At 66.7% G+C, this 13119-nt stretch carries 11 protein-coding genes; 3 read left to right on the top strand and 8 right to left on the bottom strand.

The features are described 5' to 3' along the window. Window positions 1–70: 70 nt before the first annotated feature. From moeB to ndk, 8 genes are all read right to left on the bottom strand, one after another. Window positions 71–1204 (bottom strand): molybdopterin-synthase adenylyltransferase MoeB, encoded by a 1134-nt coding sequence (moeB, locus tag FJU31_RS08360; RefSeq protein ID WP_150454333.1) that lies wholly within the window; start codon window positions 1202–1204, stop codon window positions 71–73. Between the two features lie 310 nt (window positions 1205–1514). Continuing rightward, window positions 1515–2912 carry a ribosome biogenesis GTPase Der gene (der, locus tag FJU31_RS08355; RefSeq protein ID WP_079221625.1) on the bottom strand — a complete coding sequence of 466 codons (1398 nt, stop codon included), beginning with the start codon at window positions 2910–2912 and terminating at the stop codon, window positions 1515–1517. Between the two features lie 15 nt (window positions 2913–2927). Continuing rightward, entirely contained in the window at window positions 2928–4136 is a 1209-nt protein-coding gene (gene bamB / locus FJU31_RS08350) for an outer membrane protein assembly factor BamB (protein WP_116865295.1), read from the bottom strand. Further along, window positions 4136–4774, bottom strand: a complete 639-nt coding sequence (locus tag FJU31_RS08345; RefSeq protein ID WP_150454332.1) for a YfgM family protein — start codon at window positions 4772–4774, stop codon at window positions 4136–4138. The genes bamB and FJU31_RS08345 overlap by 1 nt, the downstream gene beginning before the upstream one ends. 64 nt (window positions 4775–4838) lie before the next feature. Further along, the gene (locus FJU31_RS08340) at window positions 4839–5705 is read right to left on the bottom strand and encodes a helix-turn-helix domain-containing protein (RefSeq protein ID WP_150454331.1); all 867 of its coding nucleotides are present in this window, start codon (window positions 5703–5705) and stop codon (window positions 4839–4841) included. 19 nt (window positions 5706–5724) lie between these two features. Then, window positions 5725–6528: a tetratricopeptide repeat protein gene (locus FJU31_RS08335; RefSeq protein ID WP_150454330.1), complete on the bottom strand. Its 804-nt coding sequence runs from the start codon at window positions 6526–6528 to the stop codon at window positions 5725–5727. Beyond that, complete coding sequence (gene rlmN / locus FJU31_RS08330; protein WP_079221620.1) at window positions 6515–7720, bottom strand: dual-specificity RNA methyltransferase RlmN; 1206 nt, start codon at window positions 7718–7720, stop codon at window positions 6515–6517. The genes FJU31_RS08335 and rlmN overlap by 14 nt, the downstream gene beginning before the upstream one ends. 10 nt (window positions 7721–7730) lie before the next feature. Further along, window positions 7731–8156, bottom strand: a complete 426-nt coding sequence (gene ndk, locus FJU31_RS08325) for a nucleoside-diphosphate kinase (protein WP_008265389.1) — start codon at window positions 8154–8156, stop codon at window positions 7731–7733. A 344-nt stretch (window positions 8157–8500) separates the two neighbouring features. On the opposite strand from ndk, the gene FJU31_RS08320 reads away from it, so the two are divergent. The 3 genes from FJU31_RS08320 to FJU31_RS08310 all read left to right on the top strand — a co-directional run bounded on the left by FJU31_RS08320 (window position 8501) and on the right by FJU31_RS08310 (window position 12954). Further along, window positions 8501–9154, top strand: a complete 654-nt coding sequence (locus FJU31_RS08320; RefSeq protein ID WP_079221619.1) for a TetR/AcrR family transcriptional regulator — start codon at window positions 8501–8503, stop codon at window positions 9152–9154. Between the two features lie 53 nt (window positions 9155–9207). Next, on the top strand, window positions 9208–11580 hold the full coding sequence (locus tag FJU31_RS08315; protein ID WP_150454329.1) for a 3-hydroxyacyl-CoA dehydrogenase/enoyl-CoA hydratase family protein: 2373 nt from the start codon (window positions 9208–9210) through the stop codon (window positions 11578–11580). 165 nt (window positions 11581–11745) lie between these two features. Then, window positions 11746–12954 carry an acetyl-CoA C-acyltransferase gene (locus FJU31_RS08310; RefSeq protein WP_005416236.1) on the top strand — a complete coding sequence of 403 codons (1209 nt, stop codon included), beginning with the start codon at window positions 11746–11748 and terminating at the stop codon, window positions 12952–12954. The last annotated feature ends 165 nt before the right edge of the window (window positions 12955–13119 follow it).

The following is a 13119-nucleotide window of genomic DNA, read 5'->3' as shown; positions in this document are numbered from 1 at the left end:
AGTCGACCTAGCTCCGATGCCTTTTCCCACCCGCGCGGGTGTATGCTAGCGGCCCTCGACTCTACAGAGGTCAACCAAGGCAGAACGCGGCGTAATCGATATACCCGGGGAACGGCACGCCGGGCGCACACACCGGGCACTGTGGATCTGGCTGTATGCGGGTTTCGCGGAAGCGCATGCCCAACGCATCAAAGCGCAAAAGGCGCCCCACCAGGGGCTCGCCGATGCCCAGCAGCAGCTTCAGCACCTCGGTCGCCTGCAGCACCCCGGCCAGGCCGGGCAGCACGCCCAGCACGCCCGCCTCGGAACAGTTGGGCGCGAACTCCGGCGGCGGCGGCTCGGGGAACAGGCAGCGGTAGCACGGGGCCACGCCACGCTGGCGGCCCGCATCAAACACGCTTACCTGCCCATCAAAGCGCTCGATGGCGGCATAGACCATGGGTTTCGCGTGCTTGATGCAGGCGTCGTTGAGCAGGTAGCGCAGCGGGAAGTTATCCGAGCCGTCCAGCGCCACGTCCACGCCCTCCAGCAGGCGATCAACGTTCTCCGAGGTCACCCGTTCGGGCACGGCCTCGACCTCAATCGACGGATTCAACGCCAGCAGCCGCTCGCGTGCCGAATCGACCTTCAGCTGGCCGACGCTGGCCTCGGTATGCACGATCTGCCGATGCAGGTTGCTGCGCTCGACCCGGTCGTGGTCGGCAAAACGCAGGCGCCCTACCCCGGCCGCCGCCAGATAGAAGCCGGCTGGCGCGCCCAGACCACCCGCGCCCAACACCAGCACGCGCGACTGCTGCAGGCGGCGCTGGCCAGCCTCGCCCACCTGCGGCAAGAGCAGATGGCGTGAGTAGCGGTCGTAGAAGTCGCGGTCAGCAGCATCCAGCATTGGCTGCACCAGCGGCAGCCCCTGCTCGCGCCAGGCCACCGTTCCGCCAGCCACGGAGGCTACGTTTGAATAACCTGCGGCCAGCAGCGCCTGCGCCGCGTCGGCCGATCGCTTGCCGCTCTGGCAGATCAGCAGGATGTCCTGGCCCTGCGCCGGCAGGTGCGCGGCCGGGTCGGCCAGCAGGTCATCCTTGGCCACGCCACGCGCGCCCTCGGCCATGCCTCCCGCGCGCTCATGCGCCTGGCGCACATCGATCAGCACCGCACCGTGGGCCACGCGCGCCCGCGCCTGCTGCGGGGAAAGCTCTGGAATGCTCATGCACCCATTGTAGGACGGCCACCGGGCATGGGTGGACGCGGTAGAGTCGACCGTTGGTCGACTGCCCTTGGCGGAATGCGGAACCCCGCGCTGCGCGCGGTAGTCGACTGACAGTCGACTCTACCCCGCCGGTTTCCCCGTCGGTTTCCTCCGCCGGTTTCCCCCGCCGGTTCCCCCGCCGGTTTCCCCGTCGGTAGCGCCGGGCCATGCCCGGCGAGCGCAGCGGCACGCAGGGATCTGCCGGGCAATGAGCCGAGCATGGGCTCGGCTCTACACGAAGAAGGCGGCCCTGCGGCCGCCCTTTCGTGGATCACTTGCCCTTGACGTGCTTCATCAAGCGCCGCTTGGCCTTGACCTGCCGCTCGGTGAGGACGTTCTTCTTGCCCTCGTACGGGTTGGTACCCTCGCGGAAGATGAAGCTCACCGGCGTGCCGATCAGCTTGAAGCGCTTGCGGAAGAAGTTCTCCAGATAGCGCTTGTACGACTCCTGCAGCTCCTTCAGGCGCGTACCGTGCACGATGAAGGTCGGCGGGTTGGCGCCGGCCGGGTGCACATAACGCAACTTGGAGACGTGGCCGCGGATGGTCGGCGGCGGGTTGGTCTCGTAAGCCATTTCCAGCGCCTTGTTCACTTCGCTGGTGGTGAAGGTCTTGTTGGCCGATTCGTGCGCGCGGTGCACCGCACGGAACAGCTCACGCAGGCCCGAACCATGCTTGGCGGAAATGCGCACCGACTCGGCCCACGGCACGAAGCCCAGGCGCAGCGACAGCATCGTTTCCGCCTGCTCACGCTGGTATTCGGTCAGGCCATCCCACTTGTTGATGGCGATGACCAGCGCACGGCCGGCATCCAGCACCGCGCCCAGCACGGTGGCGTCCTGGTCGGTCACGCCCTCGGTGGCGTCCAGCATCAGCACGGCCACCTGGCACTGCTCGATGGACTGCATGGTCTTGACCACCGAAAACTTCTCGACGACCTCGTCCACGCGCGAACGGCGGCGCAGGCCGGCGGTATCGATCAGGCGGTATTCGCGGCCGTCACGCTCCAGGTCCACGGCGATGGAATCGCGCGTGGTGCCCGGCACGTCCGAGGCGATCATGCGTTCTTCGCCGAGGATGCGGTTGACCAGCGTCGACTTGCCCACGTTGGGGCGGCCGACGAAGGCGATGCGGATGCGGTTTGGATCGTTGTCCAGCTCTTCGCCGCTGCCTTCTTCGGGCAGGCGCTGGATCACTTCGTCCATCAGGTCATCCAGACCCTGGCGATGGGCGGCCGACACGGTCAGCATTTCGCCGAAACCATACCGGGCGAACTCCGAGCGGACGGTGTCTTCGTCGGTGCCGTCGATCTTGTTGATCAGCAGCAGCGTCGGGCGCGACAGCTTGCGCAGCCATGCCAGGATCTCGTCATCCATCGCCGAGGTGCCCTCGCGGGCGTCGACGACGAACAGGATCAGATCGGCTTCGGCCGCGGCGGCGCGCGCCTGGCGCGTGGTGGCACCGGCCAGGCCTTCCTCTTCCTCGGCAATACCGCCGGTGTCCACGACGAGGAAATGGTTGTCCTCGTCCAGACGGCAGACGCCGTAGTTGCGGTCGCGGGTGACGCCGGGCTGGTCATGGACCAGGGCGTCACGCGTGCGGGTCAAAGCATTGAAAATAGTCGACTTGCCGACATTCGGCCGTCCAACCAGGGCGACCAAAGGCAGCATCGCGATTACTCCGTATTAATTTGCCAACCGGAATGCGGTCAGCTTGCCATCAACATTCTGCACCAGCAGCACCCCGTCGACGACGATTGGCTGGGCCAGCAGGGCGTCACCGCCGCTCTTGGCCCGCGCCGCCATCGCGCCGTCGGAGGCCTGCAGCCAATGCAGGTATCCCTTGTAGTCACCGACGACCACGTAATCCCCCTGCAGCGCAGGGCCGGTCAGCGAACGACGTGCCAGACCGGTCTGCGACCACATCGCGGTGCCGCTGGCCTTGTCCAGGCCGAACACGCCGCCCTTGGGGTCGGTAACGAACACATTGCCCGAAGACACCGCCACGCCACCGGCACCGCCGTGGTCGCGCGCCCACAGCGGGCGACCGGTCGGGCCTTCGATGGCCATGGTCTGGTTCTTGAAGCTGCTCACGAACAGCGTATTGCCTTCCAGCACCGGCGCGCCGTCGACGTCGGCCATGCGGTCCAGCTCGGTACGGCCTTCGGGGCTGCCCACGGTCTGGTCCCACAGGGTGCGGCCGTCCTGCATGGCCAGGGCGGCGACAGCGCCGTCATCCTTGCCGATGAACAGCACGCCCGGACCGGTGACCACCGGCGCGTTGCCACGTACGGTCAGCGCCGGCAGCTCGCTGGGGTTGAACCACTTCTGGGTGCCGTTGGAGGCTTCAAACGCGGTGACGCGGCCATCATTGCTGCGCACGAACACCAGGCCCTGCGACACCGCCGGGGCGGAGATCACTTCGCCCGGCACGCGGGCACGCCACTTCTCGCTGCCATCGTTGATGTCCAGCGCGATCACCTGGCCATCGAGGGTACCGATGACCACCAGGTTCTCGCCGACACCCGGGCCGCCGGAAAGGCGCAGCTTGGCCTTCTTCTTTTCCTTCTGCGGCTCCCAGGTCCAGACCTTCTTGCCGGTCTGCAGGTCGATGGCGTGCACGCCACCGGTGATCGCCGCAGCGAACACATGGCCATTGGCCACGGCCGGGCCCTGGCGCACGCCGATGCGGCGCTCGCCCTTGCCCAGGTTGACCGACCAGGCCTTGTTGACCTTCAGGGTCGGCTCGAACTTGACCAGTTCGGCCGGCTCCTGTGCCTTCTTGGCGGCGGCATCCTTACCGGCGAACCAGCCCTTCATGGTGCTGCAGCCGGTCAGTGCCATGCCCAGCAGCAGGACGGAGGCGACGCGCGTAATCATGACCTTCTGACTCATCAAACCGACTCCGCAGGGGCGGCGACGGTGCCGCCAGCGTCCATAACCTTGGTTTCCAGCACACGCCGCTGCGGTGCTGCCACGTCCAGCGTCTTAAGCGCCTTCTCATACTGCTTACGGGCCGCGTCACGCTTGCCCTGCGCCAGCAGCGCATCGCCCTGGATTTCCAGGCTGCCGCTGTCGGTGGCGCTGCCAAGCAGCTTGATCGCTTCGTCGCTCTTGCCGGTGGCCACCAGCAGGCGGGCCACGCGCTGGTCAACCACACGCTGCAGGTCACCTTCGACCTTCACGGCGCGCAGGGTGGCCAGTGCTTCTTCGTTCTTGCCGGCGTCGACCTGGGCCTTGGCCAGCTGCAGGGCCGCCAGATCGCCGTAGATGCTGGACGGACCAGCCTCCAGCGCCTTGACCGCCTTTGCCGCGTCATCCAGCTTGTTGCCCTGCAGGCCAACCAGCGCCTTCTGGTACTCGACATTGGCCGAGGCCAGCTTGCCGCCCTGGTTGGTCTGGTACCACTGCCAGCCGGCAATGGCGCCGATGGCGATCGCTACGCCACCGAGGATGCTGGCGCCATTCTTCCGCAGCCAGCTGCGGACACGTTCACTTTGTTCGTGCTCGTCGAGCAGATCGTCGATCGCCATGCGTACTCTCGCCCCGCCCGTAGGGAGGGACCATTGGGATTATCGAAGGTGGTTAAACCGCGTCTCAGTGTGAAACCGGGACAACGGAGCCTTCAGAGGATACCTGAAAGCGGGCCACGTTGGCTCGCTGGTAGGGGGTCAGATCGACGATAGCGCCGTTCTGCTGAACCTGGACCGCCGAGGCGTTGCCCAGGGTCACGCGGCTCACCTGGCCGGGGGTGAAGCTGCGGGTCTCGCCGGCCTTGATCAGCGCCTTCTCGACCGAGCCGCCATCGGGGGCTGCGATATCGACCCAGCTGTCGCCACTGAACTGCATGTCCAGGTTGGCGGTGGCCGGGGCGGCCGGGGCCGGACGCGGCACCGGGGCCAGCGAGGCTACGTACGGGGTGGCAGCCGGCTTGGCGGCGGCAACCGCCGGCTCGGCACTGGCAGCCGCCGGTTCGTTGCCGACCGAGGACGGGGCCACCGGCACGGCGGCCGGCACCACGTCCAGCGAGGCCGTGTTCGGGGTCGCCGGGGTGTTGTCGAAGTGGCCGCGGGTGGCGAACCACACCGGCACCGCCAGAACCGCGGTGATGCCGACATACAGCATGCGCCGGCCGAGGTTCTCGGCGATGCGGCGGGCACGCGGGGTATGGGTATGGCTGACCAGGGTGGGCGGAACGACCGCACCGACCTGGGCATGTTCCAGCAGCTGGCTGATGTCCACGTTCAGCAGGCGCGCATAGCTGCGCAGCTGGCCACGGACGAATACCGGGGCGCCGAGCTTCTGCCACTGTTCTTCTTCAAGCGACTTGACCACCTGGACCGGCATGCGCAGGCGCTGGCCGACATCATCAAGAGTCAGTCCGGCCGCCTCGCGGGCCTGGCGCAGGCGGGTGCCGCAGCCGGCCGCAGTATCGAGAGCGCTCACAGTCTGGTCATCAATCACAATGCATCAACCCTGGAGGTTAGGAGCCCGCGTCCTGCGGAAATTCCTGTCGAATCCGCTGCAGATAACGATCGGATGCCGCCTGATCGCCCAGTCGCGCCTCGATTTCAGACGCAAGTTGTAACACGGAACGTGTGGCCGGTGCAGCCGCAATCCTACGTTCGGCGAAGGCGCGCGCCTCGAAGAACCGGCCACGACGGACGTTGAGCTGGGCCATCGCCTCGAGCGCGACCGGGTTGGCCGGCACCATCACCAGCGCCGCACGCAGGTCGCGCTCGGCGCGTTCCACCTGGCCGGCGTCAAGCGCGCAGCGGCCGGCATTGGCCATCGCCCCGCCCGCGGAGGCATTGCCCGGCAGCTGCAGGGAACGGTCGAACCACAGCAGCGATTCGGCGGCACTGCCGTGCTGGCACAGCCAGGCGCCGTAATTGTTGAGTACGTCAGCGCGCTGCGGGGCCAGCTCGGCGGCGCGGCGGAAGCCTTCGCCTGCCTGCTGCGTACGGCCACGACGCTCGTCGATGCCGGCCATCAACATCACCCCGTCCACGCCCTTGGGCTTCAGCTTGATGGCCTGGCGCACCTTGCGCTCGGCCTCGTCCAGGTTGCCCACCTGCATGTCGCGGGCTGCCAGCGCGAGCTGGTCCTGGTAACGGAACTCCTCGCGGACGCCCGGCGCATCGCGCACGTGGCGTTCCGGGGCGACGTCACCACCGCGGGTGTATTCCTCGGGGAGGTGCGACTTGGTGGTCTTGCTGCAGCCGCTGGCCGAAACGGCCAGCACCCCTGCAATCAGGACTGGCCAGAGACGGTCACGCCGCCGCATCGCTCCCCTTCCCTGCCTGCAACGTCTTGTTGAACTCCGCCTGGCGGCGGGTGCGGTCCATCACCTGGCCCTTGAGCTGGCCACAGGCGGCGTCGATGTCGTCGCCACGGGTGCGGCGGACCATCGTCAGCACGTTGCTGTCGAGCAGGATCTTCTGGAAGGCGCGGATGTGTGCTTCTTCCGAGCGCTCGTAGCGGGTGCCCGGGAACGGGTTGAACGGGATCAGGTTGACCTTGCCCGAATCCTTGGCCTGCACCGCATTGTCGAACTGGCGCATCAGGCGGGCCAGCTCGCGGGCATGCTCGGGCTTGTCGTTGATGCCCTTCATCAGGGTGTATTCGAAGGTCACCGATTCGCGGCGCTTGTTGGCGCGCAGGTAGCGTGCGCACGAGGCCATCAGCTCGGCGATCGGGTACTTTTTATTGAGCGGCACGAGCGTCTCGCGCAGCGCATCGTTCGGCGCGTGCAGCGACACCGCCAGCGACACGTCGCTTTCGGTGGACAGGCGGTCGATCTGCGGCACCAGGCCGGAGGTCGACAGGGTCACGCGCTTGTTGGCCAGGCCGTAGCCCAGGTCGTCGCGCATCACGCTCATGGCGCGCACGACGTTGTCGAAATTCATCAGCGGCTCGCCCATGCCCATCATCACCACGTTGGTGAGGCGGCGCATCTGGTGCGGCACGTTGCCCAGGTGGCGTGCGGCAACCCACACCTGGCCGATGATCTCGGCGGTGGTCAGGTTGCGGTTGAATCCCTGGGTGGCGGTGGAGCAGAACGTGCAGTTCAGGCCGCAACCGACCTGCGAGGACACGCACAGCGTGCCGCGGGTCTTGTCGGGGATGTACACGGTCTCGATGGCGTTCTTGCCATCCACGCCCATCGCCAGCAGCCACTTGTGGGTGCCGTCGGCGGAGGGCTTGTCGAACACAATGTTGGGAACCAGCACCTCGGCATGGGCCTGCAGCTTGGCGCGCAGGACCTTGCCGAGGTCGGTCATTTCATCGAAATCGGTGACGTAGCGATGGTGGATCCACTTCATCACCTGATGGGCACGGAACTTCTTCTCGCCGAGAACCTCGACGAAAAACTTCTCCAGGCCCGCGCGATCGAGGTCGAGCAGGTTCTGCTTGCCAGCCGTGGGTGCCGACTTCGGCAGCGGCTGGATGGCGGGGGACTGTACGACCTCGTTCACGGCATTACTCTCAGCGCGAGACGACTTCGGTGGCGGCGAAGAAGTAGGCGATTTCAATCGCGGCATTCTCGACCGAGTCCGAGCCGTGGGCGGCATTGGCATCGATGGATTCGGCGAAGTCGGCGCGGATGGTGCCCGCAGCGGCTTCCTTCGGGTTGGTGGCGCCCAGCAGGTCGCGGTGGGCCAGGACGGCGTTCTCACCTTCCAGGGCCTGGATCATCACCGGGCCGGAAATCATGAACTCGACCAGCGCGTTGAAGAACGGACGTTCGCGGTGCACGGCGTAGAAGCCTTCGGCTTCACGACGCGACAGCTGCTTGTACTTGGCGGCCACGACCTTCAGGCCGGCCTTCTCGAAGCGGGCGTAGATTTCGCCGATGACGTTCTTGGCAACGGCGTCCGGCTTGATGATCGAAAGGGTGCGCTCCAGCGCCATGGGATGTCTCCAATGGATTCGGGCCGCTGATGGCCCGAAGGGTAACAAAAAAAAAGCCGCGTCGAGACGCGGGCTTAGCCTGATAAACGTAGGCGAATTGTAAGAGATAACGCGGCTGGGTGGTAGAGGGCGGTGTGGCCCTGTTGTAGAGCCGAGCCCATGTTCGGCTGGCCTTTGGGCCGAAGAGCAGCCGAGCGCGGGCTCGGCTCTACACTTTCAGGCCCACCCATTCACCCACCTGAGCGGATTATGACCGGCCCGGCCATTTTGCTGCACTGCAAAATGCCATACGCCCCCGTCTGGTCCTAATATCAAACAATCGTTTGATTAAGGTCCGCCGCCCCATGGCCAAGCCCGCCCACTTCTCGACCAAGGACCGGATCCTCGGCGCCGCCGAGGAGCTGTTCGCCCTGCATGGCTTCGCCGGCACTTCGTTGCGCCAGGTGACCAGCCAGGCCGACGTCAACATCGCGGCGGTCAACTACCACTTCGGCTCCAAGGAAAACCTGGTCAACGAGGTGTTCCGCCGGCGCATGGACGAGATGACCAGTGTGCGCCTGGCCCAGCTCGAACGCGCCCGCAGCGAACACCCCGGGCAGCTGCGCCCGGTGCTGGCCGCCTTCGTCGAACCCGCCCTGGCCATGGCCCAGGACCGGCAGAGCGGCGGCGCCTTCGTGCGGGTGATCGCCCGCGCCTACGCCGAGAAGAACGACAACCTGCGCAAGTTCCTGTCCGACCACTACGGCCACGTGCTGCGCGCGTTCGGCAAGGCCATCGCCGAGTGCGTGCCGGGCCTGAGCAAGGAAGAGCTGTACTGGCGTCTGGATTTCCTGGCCGGTTCGCTCACCTACGCCATGGCAGATTTCGGCCTGATCAAGCGACCCGCAGGTGTCACCGAAGCGGCGCATCGTGCCCATGCCGCCCATGAACTGATCCATTTCGCCGAAGCCGGGTTCCGCGCCGCCGCACGCGGCAGCGCCCTGCCCGCTTCTCCGTGATTCCACCGGGTGTGACCCACCCAGTAACTGCTGACCAACAAAGGCCCTACACCATGTCCAATTCCCTGCTAGTCCGCCGCGCCGCCGTGCTGGGTGCCGGCGTCATGGGTGCCCAGATCGCCGCCCACCTCACCAACGCTGGCGTCGACACCGTGCTGTTCGACCTGCCTGCGAAGGAAGGCGCGACCGACGGCATCGTGCTGAAGGCGATCGCCAACCTGGGCAAGCTGAGCCCGGCGCCGCTGGCCAGCAAGTCGCTGGCCGAAGCCATCACCCCGGCCAACTACGAGTCGGGCCTGGACCAGCTGAAGGACTGCGACCTGATCATCGAGGCCATTGCCGAACGCATGGACTGGAAGCAGGACCTGTACAAGAAGATCGCCCCGTTCGTGGCCGACCACGCAGTGCTGGCCTCCAACACCTCGGGCCTGGGCATCAACAAGCTGGCCGACGTGCTGCCGGAGCAGCTGCGCCACCGCTTCTGCGGCGTGCACTTCTTCAACCCGCCGCGCTACATGCACCTGGCCGAGCTGATCCCGGCCACCACCACCGATGCCGCCGTGCTGGAAGGCCTGGAAGCCTTCCTGGTCACCACCCTGGGCAAGGGCGTGGTGTACGCCAAGGACACCCCGAACTTCATCGGCAACCGCATCGGCGTGTTCTCGATCCTGTCCACCATCCACCACACCCAGGAATTCGGCCTGGGCTTCGATGAAGTGGACGGTCTGACCGGTCCGCTGGTCGGCCGCCCCAAGTCGGCCACCTACCGTACCTCCGACGTGGTTGGCCTGGACACCATGGCCCACGTCATCAAGACCATGGGCGACACCCTGCCCAATGACCCGTGGCATGAATTCTTCAAGTCGCCGAAGTGGCTGGACGCACTGATTTCCAAGGGCGCACTGGGCCAGAAGACCGGCGCCGGCATCTTCCGCAAGGTCGGCAAGGACATCGTCGTCCTCGACCTGGAAAAGCAGGACTACCGCCCGGCCGACCGCACCGCCGCGCCAGAAGTGGTCGAGATCCTGAAGATCAGGAACCCGGCCGAGAAGTTCGCCAAGCTGCGCGAAAGCCAGCACCCGCAGGCGCAGTTCCTGTGGGCGACCTTCCGCGACCTGTTCCACTACAGCGCCTACCACCTGGCCGACATCGCCGAGACCGCGCGCGACGTGGACCTGGCCATCCGCTGGGGCTACGGCTGGTCGCTGGGCCCGTTCGAGACCTGGCAGGCCGCCGGCTGGAAGCAGGTCGCGCAGTGGATCGCCGATGACATCGTCGCCGGCAAGAGCATGAGCAGCGCCCCGCTGCCGGACTGGGTATTCGATGGCCGCGACGGCGTGCACGCCGCCGAAGGCAGCTACAGCCCGTCGCGCAACGCCAAGCTGCCGCGCTCGGCGCTGCCGGTGTACCAGCGCCAGCGCTTCCCGGATCCGCTGCTGGGCGAGAAGTTCGCGCCGGGCGAGACCGTGTTCGAGAACGACGGCCTGCGCATGTGGCACGACGGCGACGGCATCGCCGTGGTCAGCTTCAAGACCAAGATGAACACCGTGTCCGACCAGGTGCTCGATGGCCTGCAGGAATGCGTCAGCCGCGCCGAGAAGGATTTCCAGGGCCTGGTGATCTGGCAGCAGAAGGAACCCTTCTCCGCCGGTGCCGACCTGGCCGGTGCCCTTGGCCTGCTGCAGGCCGGCAAGGTCGACCAGTTCGAAGAGATGGTCGCCAACTTCCAGCGCACCAGCCAGCGCATCAAGTACTCGCTGGTGCCGGTGGTTGCGGCCGTGCGCGGCCTGGCCCTGGGTGGCGGCTGCGAGTTCCAGATGCACAGCGCCAAGACCGTGGCCTTCCTGGAAAGCTACATCGGCCTGGTCGAGGCCGGCGTCGGCCTGCTGCCGGCCGGTGGTGGCCTGAAGGAACTGGCCGTGCGCGCCTCGCAGGCGGCCGGTCCGGGCGGTGACGTGTTCGCAGAACTGAAGAAGACCTTCGAGACCGTGGCGATGGCCAAGGTGTCCAACTCGGCGGTCAACGCCCAGGAACTGGGCCTGCTGCGCAGCACCGACAAGGTGGTGTTCAACAGCTACGAAGCGCTGTACATCGCCAAGGCCGAAGCGCGTGCGCTGGCCGAAGCCGGTTACCGTCCGCCGCTGCCGGCACGCCGCATCCAGGTGGCCGGTGACGTCGGCATCGCGACCTTCAAGATGATGCTGGTCAACATGCTGGAGGGCCGCTTCATCAGCCCGTACGACTACGAGATCGCCGAGCGCATCGCCACCGTGCTGTGCGGCGGCAAGGTCGACCGCGGCACCCTGGTGGACGAAGAGTGGCTGCTGACCCTGGAGCGCAAGCACTTCGTCGAACTGGCCCAGCAGGAAAAGACCCAGGCCCGCATCGCGCACATGCTGAAGACCGGCAAGCCGCTGCGTAACTGATTGATGGCGGGTGCCGGCTGCGGCCGGCACTCCTCTGCTTCTGGTAGGTGCCGACCGTTGGTCGGTACTCCTCTGCCCTGGTAGGTGCCGACCGTTGGTCGGCACTCCGGCTGTAGCAGTCGAGCATGGCTCGACTCTACAAAACCCATTCGAGAGATCACCGCAATGACCAAGCAAATCCAGGACGCCTACATCGTCGCCGCCACCCGTACCCCGGTTGGCAAGGCGCCCAAGGGCATGTTCCGCAACACCCGTCCCGACGACATGCTTGCGCACGTGCTGCGCAGCGTCGTCGCCCAGGCCCCGGGCGTGGACGTCAACCGCATCGATGACGCGATCATTGGCTGCGCGATGCCGGAAGCCGAGCAGGGCATGAACGTGGCACGCATCGGCGTGCTGCTGGCCGGCCTGCCGAACACGATTGCCGCGCAGACCGTGAACCGGTTCTGCTCCTCCGGCCTGCAGGCTGTGGCGCAGGCCGCCGACGCGATCCGCCTGGGCAACGCCGACCTGATGCTGGCCGGCGGCACCGAGTCGATGTCGATGGTGCCGATGATGGGCAACAAAATCGCGATGGCGCCGAGCGTGTTCGACAACGACCACGTGGCCATCGCCTACGGCATGGGCATCACCGCCGAGAAGGTGGCCGAAGAGTGGAAGGTCTCGCGCGAAGACCAGGACGCCTTTGCCCTCGCCTCGCACCAGAAGGCCATGGCCGCCATCCAGAACGGCGAGTTCAAGGACGAGATCAGCCCGTACGAGATCGTCTCGCACCTGCCGGACCTGGCCGACGGCCAGCGCATCATCACCCGCAACAAGGTTGCCGACACCGACGAAGGTCCGCGTCCGGACTCCTCCGCTGAAGGCCTGGCCAAGCTGCGCCCGGTGTTCCGCAACGGCCAGTTCGGTGGCACGGTCACCGCCGGCAACTCGTCGCAGATGAGCGACGGCGCCGGTGCGGTGCTGCTGGCCTCGGAGCAGGCGATCAAGGATTACGGCCTGACCCCGCTGGCCCGTTTCGTCAGCTTCTCGGTGGCCGGCGTGCGTCCGGAAGTGATGGGCATCGGCCCGATCGCCGCGATCCCGAAGGCCCTGAAGCAGGCCGGCCTGACCCAGGACCAGCTGGACTGGATCGAGCTCAACGAAGCCTTCGCCGCGCAGTCGCTGGCGGTGATCCGCGATTGCGGCCTGGACCCGAGCAAGGTCAATCCGCTGGGCGGCGCGATCGCCCTGGGGCACCCGCTGGGTGCGACCGGCGCGATCCGTACCGCGACCCTGCTGCACGGCCTGCGTCGTCGCCAGCAGAAGTACGGCATGGTGACGATGTGCATCGGCACGGGCATGGGCGCGGCGGGTATTTTCGAGGCGCTGTGAGGTTCAAAGCGTTGCCTCGTTGGCTTCATGCCGTGGGCCGGGTCGGCAGGGCTGCGCGGGACACGCCGTGAACCCATCCATGGGGCTTGATCGCGCCATCCATGGCGCCAACGGTCCCGGTCAGCCTCACCCACCCGTGTCACCCGGCATTCCGCGCGGCGGAAG

The sequence above is a fragment of the Stenotrophomonas cyclobalanopsidis genome (assembly GCF_008710035.1).
Classification (GTDB): domain Bacteria; phylum Pseudomonadota; class Gammaproteobacteria; order Xanthomonadales; family Xanthomonadaceae; genus Stenotrophomonas; species Stenotrophomonas cyclobalanopsidis.
This window is presented reverse-complemented; position numbering and strand designations above follow the sequence as displayed.

What these genes read in the sequence shown, in the direction of transcription:
- FJU31_RS08320 (WP_079221619.1), top strand. Translation starts at nt 8,501, where the DNA reads ATGGCCAAGCCCGCCCACTTCTCGACCAAGGACCGGATCCTCGGCGCC.
- der (WP_079221625.1), bottom strand. Translation starts at nt 2,912, where the DNA reads ATGCTGCCTTTGGTCGCCCTGGTTGGACGGCCGAATGTCGGCAAGTCG.
- ndk (WP_008265389.1), bottom strand. Translation starts at nt 8,156, where the DNA reads ATGGCGCTGGAGCGCACCCTTTCGATCATCAAGCCGGACGCCGTTGCC.
- moeB (WP_150454333.1), bottom strand. Translation starts at nt 1,204, where the DNA reads ATGAGCATTCCAGAGCTTTCCCCGCAGCAGGCGCGGGCGCGCGTGGCC.
- FJU31_RS08310 (WP_005416236.1), top strand. Translation starts at nt 11,746, where the DNA reads ATGACCAAGCAAATCCAGGACGCCTACATCGTCGCCGCCACCCGTACC.
- FJU31_RS08345 (WP_150454332.1), bottom strand. Translation starts at nt 4,774, where the DNA reads ATGGCGATCGACGATCTGCTCGACGAGCACGAACAAAGTGAACGTGTC.
- FJU31_RS08335 (WP_150454330.1), bottom strand. Translation starts at nt 6,528, where the DNA reads ATGCGGCGGCGTGACCGTCTCTGGCCAGTCCTGATTGCAGGGGTGCTG.
- bamB (WP_116865295.1), bottom strand. Translation starts at nt 4,136, where the DNA reads ATGAGTCAGAAGGTCATGATTACGCGCGTCGCCTCCGTCCTGCTGCTG.
- FJU31_RS08315 (WP_150454329.1), top strand. Translation starts at nt 9,208, where the DNA reads ATGTCCAATTCCCTGCTAGTCCGCCGCGCCGCCGTGCTGGGTGCCGGC.